We start from the raw sequence: 13,411 nt of genomic DNA, 5'->3' as shown, positions 1-13,411 counted from the left end.
TTGCCGGTCCGGCCCGGTGCAGTGGGGTGCGTTCGACGGTGGTCACACCCCCGGTCCCGTGGACGGTGGCGGCGACAGCGGCGCCAGGACCTGGACCAAGGGTGAGGTCTGGCGGTTCTTTTCGCAGTTCTGATCAAGGAGATGTCGAAGTCCCCGGTCCCGGCCGGGGACTTCGACACACGGTCCGGCCTAGATGCCGCCGGCCAGCCGAGCGGCGGCGGAGCTGCTCAGAGTTCCGGTTCGGGGCCCTGGCGGGAGGTCGGGGTGGTGTTGCGCAGCCGGGCGATCAGGCGCATGCCGTGGTAGATGATCAGGGCGGCGGCGGAGCCCAGGGCGATGCCGTGGAAGGAGAGGTCGCCGACGGTGAGGGTGTAGTCGGCGGCCCCGATGATCACGGCGACGGCGGCGGTGAGCAGGTTGATCGGGTCCTGGAAGTCGACCCGGTTGTCCAGCCAGATCCGGGCACCGAGGATGGCGATCAGCCCGTAGAGGGCGGTGGTGGCGCCGCCGAGCACCCCGGCCGGCACGGTGAGGATCAACGCGCCGACCTTCGGGCTGAGCCCGAGCAGCACTGCGGCCAGCCCGGCGACCCAGTACGCGGCGGTCGAGTAGACCCGGGTCGCCGCCATCACCCCGATGTTCTCGGCGTACGTGGTGGTGCCGGAGCCGCCGCCGGAGCCGGCGAGCATGGTGGCCACGCCGTCCCCCATGAAGGCCTTGCCCATGTCCCGGTCCATGTTCCGGCCGGTCGTGGCGGCTACGGCCTTGACGTGGCCGGCGTTCTCCGCGATCAGCACCAGGACCACCGGGATGACGAGCACCACGGCGCGCAGGCTGAAGCTGGGCGCGTGGAACTCCGGCAGCCCGACCCAGGCGGCCTCCCGTAGCCCGGTGACCGTGGCCGGGTCCAGTCCGCCGGTCAGCGCGGCGAGCACCCAGCCGACGAGCACCCCGAGCAGGATGGACAGCCGGCCCAGGAAGCCCCGGAACAGCACCGTGAAGATCAGGATCGCGGCCAGGGTGACCACCGCGACCAGGGGTTGGGCCTTGACCCCGCCGTTCCCGCCGCCGTCCCAGGCCACCGGGGCCAGGTTCAACCCGATCAGCATCACGATGGCGCCGGTGACCAGCGGCGGCATCAGCCGGTTGATCCAGCCCGCTCCGGCGAACTGCACCACCATGCCGACCAGGGCGATCGCTGCCCCGACCACGACGATGCCGCCGAGGGCCGGGCCGATGTCGCCGCCGGCCTTGGCCGCCAGCACCGGGGCGATGAAGGCGAACGACGAGCCGAGGTACGACGGCAGCCGGTTGCCGGTGATCAGCAGGAAGAGCAGGGTGCCCAGCCCGGAGAAGAAGAGGGTGGTGGCCGGCGGGAAGCCGGTGATCAGGGGCACCGTGAAGGTGGCCCCGAACATCGCCACCACATGCTGCACCCCGATGCCCAGGGTGCGGGGCCAGGAGAGCCGTTCGTCGGGGTGCACCACGTCCCCGGGGCGTACGGTGCGGCCGTCGCCGTGCAGGGACCAGGGTGACCAGCGGGAACGCGGTTCGGTCGGGGACTGGGTCATGATTGGCCCTTCGCGTCGAAGTGCTGACGGGGGCGAAAACCCTGGACGTTTCTAGCATGGGCGATCGTGCGCGGTTCTGGAGGTCAGAAGGGTGTTCCTGCACCGGCCGGTGCCCTTGCCTGCCTGGTGATCGCGGTGCCGCCCGGTCCCCAGAAGTGGGTCGATCTCTGATTGGGTAGGGTGCCACGACGGGCGGCGCCGAACGGGTGGCCGCTGGTAGCCGATCGGATCGGGCAGGTGGCCCGTTGGGAGGAGGGGCGCGTGCCTCCGAGGCCGTCGACGTCTCAGGTGCCGGCATGACCAGCGCACCGGTGGCGGCCGGCATCGCATCCGGCCGGGGCCAGGCTAGCCGACTACCCTCGCTGACCGGGCTGCGGTGGGTGGCCGCGCTGCTGGTCTTCGGCTTCCACGCCGGCACCATGCGGATCATCGCGGAGCCGGACTACCAGGCGGTCGTCGGCAAGATCTTCACCCTGGGCCTGTCCGGGGTGCAGTTCTTCTTCATCCTCAGCGGATTCGTGCTGGTCTGGTCGGCCCGGCCGGGAGACTCGCGACGGGGGTTCTGGCGACGTCGGTTCGCCAAGATCTATCCGAACCACGTACTGCTCTGGGTGCTGGCCATGGCGGCGGCCCTCTGGTTCGCCGATCCGATCAACCCGGTCGCGGCCCTGGAGAACCTGTTCCTGCTCCAGGCCTGGGATCCCCGCCCCGGCTTCTTCTACAGCGTCAACAACGTCAGTTGGTCACTGTCCTGCGAACTCTTCTTCTATCTGTGCCTGCCGCTGGCCCTGCCCCTGGTGCGGCGGGCCCGCCCCTGGCTGCTGTGGGCGGTGGTGATCGCCGTACCGCTGCTGATCCTGGCGCTGTGGCCCGCGCAGACCCTGGTGCCGGAGCAAAGTCGGTGGTGGTTCACCCAGGTGTTCCCGCTGGTCCGCTCGCTGGAGTTCTGGATGGGGGTGGCCGCAGCCGAGCTCATGCTGCGGGGCCGCTGGCGGGGTCCCGGCCTGCCCCTGGCGAGCCTCATCTTCGTGGTCACCTGGGTGGTCGCCGCGCAGTGGATTCCGGCCGAGTTCTGGGCGGCGCTGCTGTCGTCGGCGTACGTGGTGCTCATCGCCGCCGCGGCGGACGCCGATGTGCGGGGCCTGCGCTCGCCCCTGCGCTCGCGCCCGATGGTCTGGCTGGGGGAGGTGTCCTTCGCCTTCTACCTGGTGCACGTCTTCGTGATCATGACGATTCTCCGGGTCACCGGAGACTGGGGAACCGGTCTGCCCGGCTGGTGGGGCCCGGCCGCGGTGATCGGCTTCCTGCTGCTGACCCTGGGCCTCGCCGCCCTGGTACACCGCTTCGTCGAACAGCCGATGATGCGCCGCCTGGCGCCTCCCCGCCGCACGGCCCGCCCCAGCGCCACCGACCCCACGCCCGACACCGACCCCACGCCCGACACCGAGCCTGCGCCCGCCTCTGGCACCAAGCCCGCCTCGGGGGCCACGCCCGGTGCGGTGCCCGGCCCCCGTGCCGAGACTGCGTCCGGCACCGAGACATCGGCCGACCTCCATGCTGGACGGTAGGGTCCTGGCCCGCCGACCAGGCCGGCAACCCGAATCAGGTTCCTTGCGGCGACACGCCGGGCGGCGGTGCGGGCTGCGGATGCCGGCGGTAGCGTGACACCGTGCTCCCGGTCCTTCCCACCCGTCCCCTGTGGTGGTTTGCGCGCCGGGTGGTACGACTGCTGACCGGGTTCGCGGTCGCCGCCGCCTTCACCATCGGGGTCTGGGCCATGCCCGCCCACCCCGGGGCGATCGAGGACCTCGGTCCGGCCGGGCAGCCCACCATGGCCGGCCCCACCTGGTCCTTCGAGGGTGCCCCGGCCTCCTCGGTCGCCGGTGGGTGCGCCGCTGTCGCCCTGCCGGTCGAGATGTGGGGGCCCGGGGGCGACGACCGCCCGGAGGCGGGCCCCGCGACGACGCCGGTGTCGCCGTTGCCGCTGCCGCCGGAAGCCGCCCCGATCATCAGGGCCGCCCACGGTCAGCCGCCAGCGGTGGTCACCCCGGGTCCGGGCTGCGCTCGCGCACCACCTCGTCGCTGATCGTGCGCCCTTACCGCCCTGGTCACCCGGACCTGGCCCGCCTGGGCCGGTAGTGCTCCGGAGATCGCCCGGGGCTCCGGAGTGACCTTGACGGCCCGGGCCTCCGGGTCGGCCCTGCCGCCGACCGTACCGGCCGGAGGTCCGCGACGGGTCGCAGTGATCAAGGACCTTTCGCGGACGGGTTCGCGGGGTGTACCCGCTGGCCTGATCCGGTCCCGCCGCCGAGACCGCCACATCAGCTTCCCCGAGGTGCCGACATGGAGCAGACCCTTCTCTACCAGTTCCTGATCGACGTCCCCCGAGCCGCCGCCATCTGGTCGGTGCTGCTGGTGCTCGCGTTGGGTGTGCTCACCGTGCTGGTGGCCCGACCCGAACCGGCCCCCTCGACCGACCGGGACCCGGCCCCCTCCGAGGAGGATCCCGCCGCCGTGGACCTGCGGCGCTATGCCGGCGAGGTGGCCGTGGCCGCGGCGGGGGCCGCCCAGAACGCCGCCCGCCGCCGGGAGGCGTGGCAGCGTGCCCAGACGGAACTCGACCGGGCCTGGGCCGCGTACGACGAGGCGGAGACCGCCGCCCGACGACTGGCCGCCGCCGGCGCGCTGCCCACCCCCGGTACGCCCCACACCCCCACCGAGTACGCCGCCAGGGAACGCTGGCTGCGCCACGCCGCGATGACGGCGTACTGGCGGGGTGATCTGTCGGCCCGGCAGCTCACCGACGCCCTGGCGCACCGGGCCGGTTGGGATCCCCGACGTCACCCCGCCGAGCAGGAGATCTTCCTGGCCCGGGTGGTACGCGACGGGCGTCAGGCGGCTTATCAGGCGGCTCGGCAGCAGGAGCGCGAGGCCTGGCGGGCCGCGGAACTGGCCGTCGACGCGGCTCGGGCGCTGTCGACCGAGGCGTACGCCGCAGCGCAGCGGACGCGGGCGTACCCGCTGCCGACCTCACCCCGGGTCGTCCTCGGCCCTCAGGGAGCCGTGGCGCGCTGGCGGGTGGCCCGGGCCGGTTGAGTCGGAGGCTCTTTTTCCCATTTATTCGGTGACCCCGGTCACAGTCATCGCCGAATCGGTCATCGGAGGGCAGACATCGAATGCCGGGCGTAATTTCCGGGGCTTTGCCAACCTCGGGTCCTGTTGTCGACCGGCGGTGCCCTCCTGACCCGGAGTCCCATTGAGCGACGACAGTTCCCCGGTACCCGAAAAATTTAGGCTGCGAGAAGGTTTAGGCAGCTCAGGGCGGCCTTGGCAGGAGCTGTAACGCACAGTAATGTCGGCCCGTCCGGTGCGGTCACCGTTCGCAAGTGGCGACGCCGCGCCGACCCGCTCAATCGTGATCTCACGAACCGGGGACCCACTGCACCACTGGGGTGAATCCGCGAGCCACGGCCCGCGGTAGGGCGATCTTCCCGCCCGAATCCGTCAGCTAACCCGGTCGGCGGTGTCGGAAGGAGCTCCTTTCCTCGTGCAGCACAATCAGCGCCCCCCGATATTCCTGCGCCTCCACGGCCCCGTGGTGCCTGCGCTCGCCGGTCCGCTGTCCGCGCGCTGACCCAGGCCCACCGCAGTCGCCCGATCCCCGGGCGCATCCCGTGAAACGGCACCGCCCCGTACTCCGCCTCCGGGTGTCCACCGGATGGCCGGAGCCGCTGTGCCACACCACCCCTGAGCCCGTGGAGGATTCGTGAAGCACACCCTCAAGCGTCAGCTGCGTCGGCTGGCCACCGAACGCCCCTACCAGCTTGTGGCCACCTCGGCGCTGGCGTTGGCCCTGGCCGCCGGTGCCGGCGCCGTGGTCACCCAGATCGACGACCCGGCCGAGACGCAGACCACCGCCGTGGTGGCCGAGTTGCGCGAGGAGCCGGCCGCCTCCCGTGGCCTGGCCCGGGTAGCCACCGCCCCCAGCAGCGCCGCCCCGAGCAGTGCCGCGCCGAGCGCGGAGCCCGGCAGCGCGCCGTCCAGCGCCGCCGCCTCGCCGGAGGCCGCCTCGGCGGACCCGGACCTGGCCGGCGAGGAGGCCGCGCCGAAGGCCCCGGCGAAGAAGGTGCTGTCGTACGACTACCAGGCCCAGATCAACGGGTGGTACTGCGGCCCGGCAGCGGTGCGTAACGCGCTCAGCGCCGCCGGCATCGACCGGGACCAGGAGACCCTGGGCGCTGCGCTCGGCACCACCTACTCGGGCACCAACTCGGCCCGGGACACCACCCGGGTCCTCAACGCCATGGTCAAGGGCAGCCCGTACCGGACCACGATGATTCCCGGTGGCGCGGCCACCCCGGCCCAGATGGATCAGCTTCAGGCCGATGTCGTCACGGCCATCTCCGACGGCCGGGGGGTCGTGGTGAACGTCGCCGGCAGCGTCACGGACACCGCCGGGGGCTGGCACTCCTTCCCGGGTGGCCACTACGTCGCCGTGGTCGGCTACGAGGACGAGGGCCGGATGGTCAAGATCGCCGACTCGGCCGACCCCTCGTACTACTCGTACTGGCTGAGCACGATCGATCTGGCCAACTGGGCCGCCACCCGCGGCTACTCCTCCTGATCGACCTGTTTCGTACCGGGCGCCGACCCCTGTGGGGTCGGCGCCCGGTGTCGTATCCCGGTCGTGGCTCTCGCCGAGCCGGTGCGGGCGGTGGCAGACTGCCCGACATGATCATCGAGTCGGGCGGGCGGGACGGTTCGCCGATGCTGTTGCTGCTGCACGGAATGGGTGCCAGCGGTGCTGTGTGGCTACCCTCGGCCCCGCTGCTGAGCGAGCGCTGGCCCGGCCGGTGGATGGCGCCGGATCTGGCCGGTCACGGCGGGTCGCCGCCGCTGGCGGGGTACTCCTTCGCCGGGCTGGCCGACCAGGTCGCCGCCGGCCTGCACCCCGGCGATCGGGTGATCGTGCTGGGCCACTCCCTCGGCGGGGTGGTCGGTCTGGCGTTGGCCGCCGCGAATCGGGCGTTCACGGTCGAGGCGGTGGTCGGGCTCGGCATCAAGGCGGTCTGGTCCCCGGCGGAACTGGCCCACGCCGGTGATCTCGCGGCCCGCCCGGTCACCTGGTTCGACAGCCGCGACGAGGCGGCCCGACGATACCTGCGGGTCGCCGGCCTGGCCGACCTGCTGAGCCCGGATGATCCCGCGGTGGCGGCCGGGCTGCGGCAGGTGGACGGCCGGTGGCGGCTGGCGATGGATCCGGCCGCCTTCGGCGTCGGTGAGCCCGACCTGACCACCCTGCTGGCCGGGATCGAGGCGCCGGTGCTGCTGGCCCGGGGCGAGCACGATCCGATGGTTTCCGAGGCACAGCTCAAGCAGTACGGGGTTCCGGTGGTGACCCTGCCCGGCCTCGGCCACAACGCCCATGTCGAGGATCCGGCGGCCGTACTGGCGCTGCTCGACGCCGTACGCTGACCGGTCGCGGTCAGGGGCGTTCGCCGTCGCCGGCCTGCTCAGGGGAAGCCTGCTCAGGGGACTTGCGTAACCACAGGACCACCCCGAGCACTCCTGCCACTGCGCTGCTGATCGCGATCGCCGTCTCCGCCAGTTCGGACCAGTCGTCCATGAACGGGTAGACACGCGAGAGGACCATCCCCACGAAGCAGTAGAACAGCAGAACGACGGCGACGACGCGCTGGAGAATCATGACCCTGATTGGAGCACAGGGCCGCGAGCGACCCTCGGGCAGAGTCCACTGTGTCCATGAGTCGACCGCCGTCGGGCCGATGCCCGGCGGCGGGGTCGCTCAGGTGGCGGGGTCGCTCAGGTGGCGGGGGAGAGCGGGGCGTCGCTGGCGGACCGGGGCGCCGGGGCGGCCCAGTGCGGGTCCAGCTCGCGCCGGGCGGCGGTCAGGAACCCCTCGGCGTACGTCTCGGTCGGGAAGTCCCCGAGGTATCGGCGGCGGGTGGCCCACCGGGCCTCGGCCAGGGGGTCGGTGTCCAGCAGCCGGGTCAGCACCTCGTCCACCTCGGTCAGGTCCCGACGCAGTACGTAGCCGGCGGCGGCCAGTGGGAACCGTTCGAGGAACCGGTCGCCGTCGACCCCGGTGTCGGTGACCGCGTACGGCTTGCCGGAGTGCAGCCAGTCGGACACCACCCCAGAGACGTCGGAGATCAGGGCGTCCGCGCGGTTCACCGACTCGGCCAGGGTCAACGCCCCGGCGGCGGCACCGAACAGGTGCGGGCGGCCGGTGCGGGTCCGGTCGGCGGCCAGCAGGTCGTGCAGCCGCCCCAACTGGCGGGCCGAGGCCGGGTTGTGGGCGGTGTACGGGTGGGGTCGCACGATCACCGTGGCCCCCCGGTCGAGCAGCCGGGTCAGCAGGGTCTCGGCGAACGGCAGCGAACAGTAGTCGGCGTCGGCGTGGTGCCCGGTCCAGGTGGGGGTGTAGAGCACGGTGGGGTTCGGCAAGCGGCGGACCGGGCCGGTACGCACCTCGATGGCCTCGACCTGGGGGCGGCCGACAACCACGAACTTTTCGGCCGGAATGTCCACCCCGGCCCGGGCGTACCGGTCGATGGCGGCCTCGCCCGCTACGAAGATCCGGTCGAAGATCGCCGACACCGGGTTGGCGCTGGAGGCCTTGTCGCTGTCGCCGTGGTGCAACTGCACATGGGTCAGCTGGGTGAAGCGCAGGCAGTGGCTGTTCTTGGCGCCGTGGTTGACGTAGAAGGCCACCCGCAGGCTCGGCACCAGCACCTCGTCCATGCTGCGCAGGGTCGGGCAGTAGAGCACCGGGGCGGTGGTCTTCGCCGCGATGACCGGCAACGCCTCCGGCTCCCGCAACATCACCACGAAGGGCCGACCGATCCGCTCCAGGTACGGCAGCCACATGGTGACCTGGTACTCCGAGCCGGGGGGAGCGGAGAAGTACAGCAGGAACTCCGGCTGGCGCCGGCGCAGCTCCCGGGTGACCGGGGAGCCACCGGCACCGGGCCGCAGTCGCCGCATGACCAGCTTGCCGGCGACCGCCCCCACGGCGGCACCGGCCAGCAGGCTGGCCGCCAGGGCCACCGTGGCGGGCAGTCCCGCCATCGCGGCCAGGGCCAACACCGCCAGCAGGCCTGCCACGATGTCACCCAGGCGGGCGGTGATCCGGGGTACCCAGGTGCGTACCGGAAGGTTGGCCGCGAGCAGCTCCAGGTTGCCCGCCTCGCGCAGCGGGCCGGCTAGCACCATCAGCCCCAGCAGGATCACGGCCGTGCCGGTCAGGGCCACATCGAAACCGGAGTCGAGCTGCCGGGAGTAGCCGACCAGCACCCCGGCCGCGATCAGAGTGGTCTCCGCCACCCCGTCGGCTCCGGGGCGGACCCGACGTTCCCAGACCGTGGCGGCGAGGGCGAGCAGCGAGAGCCCGAGCCCCCAGGTGGTCGCGCCGGTGAGCGCGACCACGATGAACGCCAGGACTGCCGTCCCGGTGGCCAGCCCCCGGGCGGCCAGCTTCCTGACCAGGTCACCACGCATCTCGGTGTTGCCTTCCGGGTCGTCGTGGGTCGGTCAGGAGACCGGGGCGCTGCTGTTCTGGCGGCTGCCCTGGGCCGGCACCACGGCACCCGAGGCCTCGCCCGGCGGGCGGCGCACATCGATCACCTGGCCGGTCAGATCCGAGATCAACACGTCCAGGGAGGCCTGGGCGACGGTCTCGGCCGCGAGCAGGGTGTGCTCGGGCTCGGCGCCGAAGGCCTTGGTCCGCATCGGGGTGGCCGTCCGCTCCGGGTTGATCACGTTGACCCGTACGCCCAGCTCGGCCCACTCGTCCGACAGGGCCTGGGTGAGGTTGACCAGGGCCGCCTTGGTCGCCGAGTAGAGGGCGTAGTCCGCCCGGCCACGGGTGTAGGAGCTGGAGGTGTACAGCAGCAGCTGGCCCTTGGTGTGCTGAAGGTAGGGCAGCGCCTGGCGGGCCACCGTGACCGGGCCGACGAAGTTGACCTGGAGCACCCGGTCGATGGTCTCTTGGTCCATCTCGGCCAGGGCGCCCTTCTCCAGGATGCCGGCGGTGACCACGACGTGGTCGATGCGGCCGGTGGCCTCGAAGGCGGTCCGCAGTGCGGCCTCGACGTCGGCCGGGCGCTCGACATGGGTGCCGGTGCTGGAACGGCTGAACGGGAAGACCTGAGCGCCGTAGCGCCGGGCCAGCTCGGTCAGGTCGTGGCCGATGCCGTAGCTGCCGCCGAAGACGACGATCGTCCGGCCGGAGACCTCGTCGCCGTAGGCGCGCTGGTCGGCCAGGCGGGGCACCTTGGCGGCGGCCAGCTGGAAGAGCTTGTCCGCCAGGTGCACGTCGACCGGGTGGGTGACCTTGATGTTCTCGTCCGAGCCGTCGATCACCTTGATCGGCACCTCGGGCAGGTAACGCAGCACCACACCGCAGTCGTCCGTGGCGGCGAAGTTCGGGTCCCCGGCGGCCAGCCGGTACGCCTCCCGGATGGTGCTGGAGCGGAAGGCCTGCGGGGTCTGCCCCCGGCGCAGGGTGGATCGCACCGGGATGTCGGTGATGCACTCGTTCTCGTCGACCTGGATGATCGTGTCGGCCGAGGGGATGGCCACGTCGACCGCCGAGTAGGTCCAGAGGGCGTTCACGCACTCCCGCACGATCCGGCCGCTGAGCAGGGGCCGTACCGCGTCGTGGAAGAGGATGTTGCAGTCCTGCTCGCCCACCGCGTCCAGGGCGATGCGGGTGGTGGCGTTGCGGGTGTCCCCACCCTCGATGACCTTGGTGACCTTGCGGAAGCCGGCCTTGTTCACGATCTGCTGGGCCTCGGCGACGTGACCGCTGGCCATCAGCACGATGATCTCGTCGATCTCCGGTGCGGCCTCGAAGACGGCCAGGGTGTGCTCGATGATCGGCTTACCGGCGATCTTGAGCAGCTGCTTGGGGATGCCGAGGCCGAGCCGGGTACCGGTACCGCCGGCCAGCACCACGGCCACCGTCCGTGAGGGTCGCCACGGTGCCGCGTGCTGCGGCGTGGTGCCCGAATCGGTGGTCTGGTCCTGCGTCATTGCCGGTCCTCGCTCTCGGTGCATGGCTGCGATGTCGTGCATGGCTGGAATGTCTCGTCGACACGGCGACGGATGAACGATAACGCGGGTGCGGATCACCCTGGGTGTGGCGTTGTCGCCCGGACGATGCCGGACATCCGCCGAAAACTCTACTTCCCGTTGGTGAATGCCTCGTACGCCTTCAATACCTCGGCGGTGGGGCCATCCATCCGGATTAATCCGGACTCCAGCCAGATTGTCCGTTCACACGTGTCGCGTACCGAGGAGAGCTGGTGGCTGACCAGGAAGACCGTACCGGCGTTCTCCCGCAACTGGCGTACCCGGGCCTCGCTGCGCTTGCGGAACCGCTTGTCACCGGTGGCCAGGGCCTCGTCGATCAACAGCACGTCGTGCTGCTTGGCCGCGGCGATGGAGAACCGCAGCCGGGCCGACATGCCGGAGGAGTAGGTACGCATCGGCAGGGAGGCGAAGTCCCCCCGCTGGTTGATCCCGGAGAACTCGATGATCTCCGGCAGTTGGCGCTGCACGTCGGCCGGGGACATGCCCATGGCCAGGCAGCCCAGTGTGACGTTGCGCTCTCCGGACAGGTCGTTGAGCAGGGCGGCGTTCACCCCGAGCAGGGAGGGCTGGCCCTCGGTGTAGACCGCCCCACGCTCCACCGGCAGCAACCCGGCGATGGCCCGCAACAGGGTCGACTTGCCGGAGCCGTTGGTGCCGATCAACCCGATGGCCTCGCCCCGGTACGCGGTGAAGGTGACCCCCCGCACCGCGTGCACCTGGCGCACGTTCGGTGTCGTCGTACGGGTGACCAGCCGCCGCAGCGCGGCCACCGGGCTGTGGCTGCCGGCGGCGCCCTTGTGCACCCGGTAGACGACATGCGCGTCGTCGACCACCACGGTCGGGATCCGTTCCTGGATCCGGGGCAGGGTGACCGTCACGTCGTTGGACATCGCCAGGTGATCAACCACGGCCGTACTCCTGTTCGCCGCGCCAGAAGTAAAGGTAGCCCCCCAGGCCGACCAGCACCGACCAGCCGATCGCGACCAGCCAGGTCAGCGGCAGGGAGTCGTTGAGCAGGGGAGTGTTCTCCAGCAGCGCCACCCGGGCCAGCTCGATGTAGACCAGCATCGGGTTGAACTGCACGATGGCGGTGGCCCAGCCCGGCAGGTTCTCGGCGAACAGTTGGACGCTGTAGAGCACCCCGGAGCCGTACATCCAGGTCCGCAGGATGAAGGGCATCACCTGCTTGAGGTCGGTGGCCTTGGCGCCCAGTCGGGCCACCGTCATGGTCAGCCCGGCGTTGAACACCGTCTGGAGCAGCACCGCCGGCACCAGCATCAGCCACATCAGGGTGATCGGCTCGCCGGTGATCAGCACGATGGCGATCAGCACCACCATCGAGCCGAGCAGCTGCTGGAACTGGGTGATGGTGATGGCCAGCGGCAGGCTGGCCCGGGGGAAGTGCAGGGCCCGGATCAGCCCCAGGTTGCCGCTGATCGCCTGGGTGCCCTGCTGCACGCTGGTCTGGGTGAAGTTGAAGATGAACAGCCCGGCGGTCAGGTAGGCGATGAAGTTGTCCATCCCCCGGCTCTGCTGGAGGATCAGACCGAAGATCAGGTAGTAGACCGCCGCGTTGGTCAACGGGGTGAGTACCTGCCAGAGCTGCCCCAGGCGGGCGTTGCTGAACGAGGCCGTCAGCTTCGCGTTGGCGTACGCGGTGATGAAGTGCCGGTAGCGCCAGAGCTGCCGGGTGTAGCTGCCCAGCGAGGGGCGTTGACCGGCCATGCGCAGCCCGTACCGGGCAGCCAGCTGGGCCGGAGGCAGGCCGGAGTCGGGGTCGGCCAGCGTGCTGTTGGCCATGGGGATGGGCGCTCCGATCTTGTCGAGCCGGCGGGTGCGTTCGCGACGATGGAATCTAGCGTGTTCGTGCTCGGAGCGTCGCCTCGCCGCTGCGTGGACAGTAGTCCGAGAACCGTCGGGACGCAACCGTACCGTCGTTGCGGTACATTGTCCTGCGTGACAGCCGAGAAGAGTCCCAGGTGACGACCGGGAAGAGGCGTGCGCCGGCCGGTGCGGCGGTGCTCCGTGGGGAGATCACCACGGCCATCCGCCGGGCCCTGATGCAGGAACTCGCCGCGGTCGGCTACGGCCGGCTCTCCATCGAGGCGGTGGCCCGCCGGGCCGGAGTCAGCAAGACGGCGATCTATCGCCGGTGGAACTCCAAGCTCGATCTGGTCCTGGAGGTGGTCACCGCCGCCGCCGGCGCCCGGTTGCCCGCCCTGGACACCGGCGCGCTCCGCAGCGATCTGGCTCTGCTGTTCCAGGTGGTGGCGCACGCCCTGGCCCACCCGCTGGCCGCGCAGATCATCCCGGACCTGCTCGCCGAGGCCGCGCGGAACCCCACCATCGACGAGACCTTCCAGCAGATGCTGCGGTCCCGGCAGCAGGAGATCGTCGGCGGGCTGATCACTCGTGCGGTGGACCGGGGAGAGTTGCCGGCCACGACCGACCCCGACGCGGCGGTCGACCTGATCGTGGGGCCGCTGTACTGGCGGCTGGCCATCGCCCGTACCCCCTTCACCGACAGCTACCTGGAGACCCTCGTGGATTCGGTGGCGCGGGCCCTGGGCGCCGGGGACCTTCTGCCCCGCCAGCGCCCGGCGCCGACCTCGGGTTGAGCCGGCCGGGTCCGGGGTAAGGCTGGCTGCGTCCACCCCCACGGCCCGGCATGACCGGGTTTCTCCGCACCGGTACTACTCTCGGTGGGGTTCGCCCGCGCCGCC

At 71.3% G+C, this 13,411-nt stretch carries 12 protein-coding genes, 1 pseudogene and 1 riboswitch; of the genes and pseudogenes, 7 read left to right on the top strand and 6 right to left on the bottom strand.

Annotated elements, in window-relative coordinates:
- Position 1 precedes the first annotated feature (1 nt).
- A pseudogene (locus tag OIE53_RS13490) lies at positions 2-133 on the top strand (poly(3-hydroxybutyrate) depolymerase); the annotation flags it as partial.
- Positions 134-227: 94 nt separating this feature from the next.
- Here the strand turns inward: OIE53_RS13490 and OIE53_RS13485 are convergent.
- Positions 228-1,571 (bottom strand): uracil-xanthine permease family protein, encoded by a 1,344-nt coding sequence (locus OIE53_RS13485; RefSeq protein WP_327026947.1) that lies wholly within the window; start codon positions 1,569-1,571, stop codon positions 228-230.
- Positions 1,572-1,867: 296 nt separating this feature from the next.
- On the opposite strand from OIE53_RS13485, the gene OIE53_RS13480 reads away from it, so the two are divergent.
- The 5 genes from OIE53_RS13480 (at position 1,868) to OIE53_RS13460 (ending at position 7,046) form a co-directional block, all read left to right on the top strand.
- The gene (locus OIE53_RS13480; RefSeq protein WP_327026946.1) at positions 1,868-3,139 is read left to right on the top strand and encodes an acyltransferase family protein; all 1,272 of its coding nucleotides are present in this window, start codon (positions 1,868-1,870) and stop codon (positions 3,137-3,139) included.
- A gap of 101 nt (positions 3,140-3,240) precedes the next feature.
- Positions 3,241-3,657 carry a hypothetical protein gene (locus tag OIE53_RS13475; RefSeq protein ID WP_327026945.1) on the top strand — a complete coding sequence of 139 codons (417 nt, stop codon included), beginning with the start codon at positions 3,241-3,243 and terminating at the stop codon, positions 3,655-3,657.
- Positions 3,658-3,914: 257 nt separating this feature from the next.
- Entirely contained in the window at positions 3,915-4,667 is a 753-nt protein-coding gene (locus OIE53_RS13470) for a hypothetical protein (RefSeq protein WP_327026944.1), read from the top strand.
- 300 nt (positions 4,668-4,967) lie between these two features.
- A riboswitch (cyclic di-AMP (ydaO/yuaA leader) is annotated at positions 4,968-5,109 on the top strand.
- A 228-nt stretch (positions 5,110-5,337) separates the two neighbouring features.
- On the top strand, positions 5,338-6,195 hold the full coding sequence (locus OIE53_RS13465; protein WP_327026943.1) for a C39 family peptidase: 858 nt from the start codon (positions 5,338-5,340) through the stop codon (positions 6,193-6,195).
- A 107-nt stretch (positions 6,196-6,302) separates the two neighbouring features.
- Positions 6,303-7,046 (top strand): alpha/beta fold hydrolase, encoded by a 744-nt coding sequence (locus OIE53_RS13460; RefSeq protein WP_327026942.1) that lies wholly within the window; start codon positions 6,303-6,305, stop codon positions 7,044-7,046.
- A gap of 10 nt (positions 7,047-7,056) precedes the next feature.
- On the opposite strand, the gene OIE53_RS13455 is transcribed toward OIE53_RS13460, so the two are convergent.
- From OIE53_RS13455 to OIE53_RS13435, 5 genes are all read right to left on the bottom strand, one after another.
- Positions 7,057-7,278: a hypothetical protein gene (locus OIE53_RS13455; RefSeq protein WP_327026941.1), complete on the bottom strand. Its 222-nt coding sequence runs from the start codon at positions 7,276-7,278 to the stop codon at positions 7,057-7,059.
- A gap of 116 nt (positions 7,279-7,394) precedes the next feature.
- Positions 7,395-9,092, bottom strand: a complete 1,698-nt coding sequence (locus OIE53_RS13450; RefSeq protein WP_327026940.1) for a CDP-glycerol glycerophosphotransferase family protein — start codon at positions 9,090-9,092, stop codon at positions 7,395-7,397.
- A gap of 33 nt (positions 9,093-9,125) precedes the next feature.
- Complete coding sequence (locus tag OIE53_RS13445; RefSeq protein ID WP_327026939.1) at positions 9,126-10,628, bottom strand: bifunctional cytidylyltransferase/SDR family oxidoreductase; 1,503 nt, start codon at positions 10,626-10,628, stop codon at positions 9,126-9,128.
- A gap of 149 nt (positions 10,629-10,777) precedes the next feature.
- Positions 10,778-11,578, bottom strand: coding sequence for an ABC transporter ATP-binding protein (locus tag OIE53_RS13440; RefSeq protein WP_327027182.1), 801 nt, complete (start codon positions 11,576-11,578; stop codon positions 10,778-10,780).
- A 10-nt stretch (positions 11,579-11,588) separates the two neighbouring features.
- On the bottom strand, positions 11,589-12,488 hold the full coding sequence (locus tag OIE53_RS13435; protein WP_327026938.1) for an ABC transporter permease: 900 nt from the start codon (positions 12,486-12,488) through the stop codon (positions 11,589-11,591).
- Between the two features lie 218 nt (positions 12,489-12,706).
- On the opposite strand from OIE53_RS13435, the gene OIE53_RS13430 reads away from it, so the two are divergent.
- Complete coding sequence (locus OIE53_RS13430) at positions 12,707-13,306, top strand: TetR/AcrR family transcriptional regulator (RefSeq protein WP_393340176.1); 600 nt, start codon at positions 12,707-12,709, stop codon at positions 13,304-13,306.
- The last annotated feature ends 105 nt before the right edge of the window (positions 13,307-13,411 follow it).

It is taken from the genome of Micromonospora sp. NBC_01739 (assembly GCF_035920385.1).
Lineage (GTDB): Bacteria > Actinomycetota > Actinomycetes > Mycobacteriales > Micromonosporaceae > Micromonospora.
This window is presented reverse-complemented; position numbering and strand designations above follow the sequence as displayed.

Bases quoted from the DNA above. Each gene is read 5' to 3' on its own strand.
- OIE53_RS13485 (WP_327026947.1), bottom strand. From the start codon at position 1,571: ATGACCCAGTCCCCGACCGAACCGCGTTCCCGCTGGTCACCCTGGTCC.
- OIE53_RS13480 (WP_327026946.1), top strand. From the start codon at position 1,868: ATGACCAGCGCACCGGTGGCGGCCGGCATCGCATCCGGCCGGGGCCAG.
- OIE53_RS13470 (WP_327026944.1), top strand. From the start codon at position 3,915: ATGGAGCAGACCCTTCTCTACCAGTTCCTGATCGACGTCCCCCGAGCC.
- OIE53_RS13460 (WP_327026942.1), top strand. From the start codon at position 6,303: ATGATCATCGAGTCGGGCGGGCGGGACGGTTCGCCGATGCTGTTGCTG.
- OIE53_RS13455 (WP_327026941.1), bottom strand. From the start codon at position 7,278: ATGATTCTCCAGCGCGTCGTCGCCGTCGTTCTGCTGTTCTACTGCTTC.
- OIE53_RS13450 (WP_327026940.1), bottom strand. From the start codon at position 9,092: ATGCGTGGTGACCTGGTCAGGAAGCTGGCCGCCCGGGGGCTGGCCACC.
- OIE53_RS13445 (WP_327026939.1), bottom strand. From the start codon at position 10,628: ATGACGCAGGACCAGACCACCGATTCGGGCACCACGCCGCAGCACGCG.
- OIE53_RS13440 (WP_327027182.1), bottom strand. From the start codon at position 11,578: ATGTCCAACGACGTGACGGTCACCCTGCCCCGGATCCAGGAACGGATC.
- OIE53_RS13435 (WP_327026938.1), bottom strand. From the start codon at position 12,488: ATGGCCAACAGCACGCTGGCCGACCCCGACTCCGGCCTGCCTCCGGCC.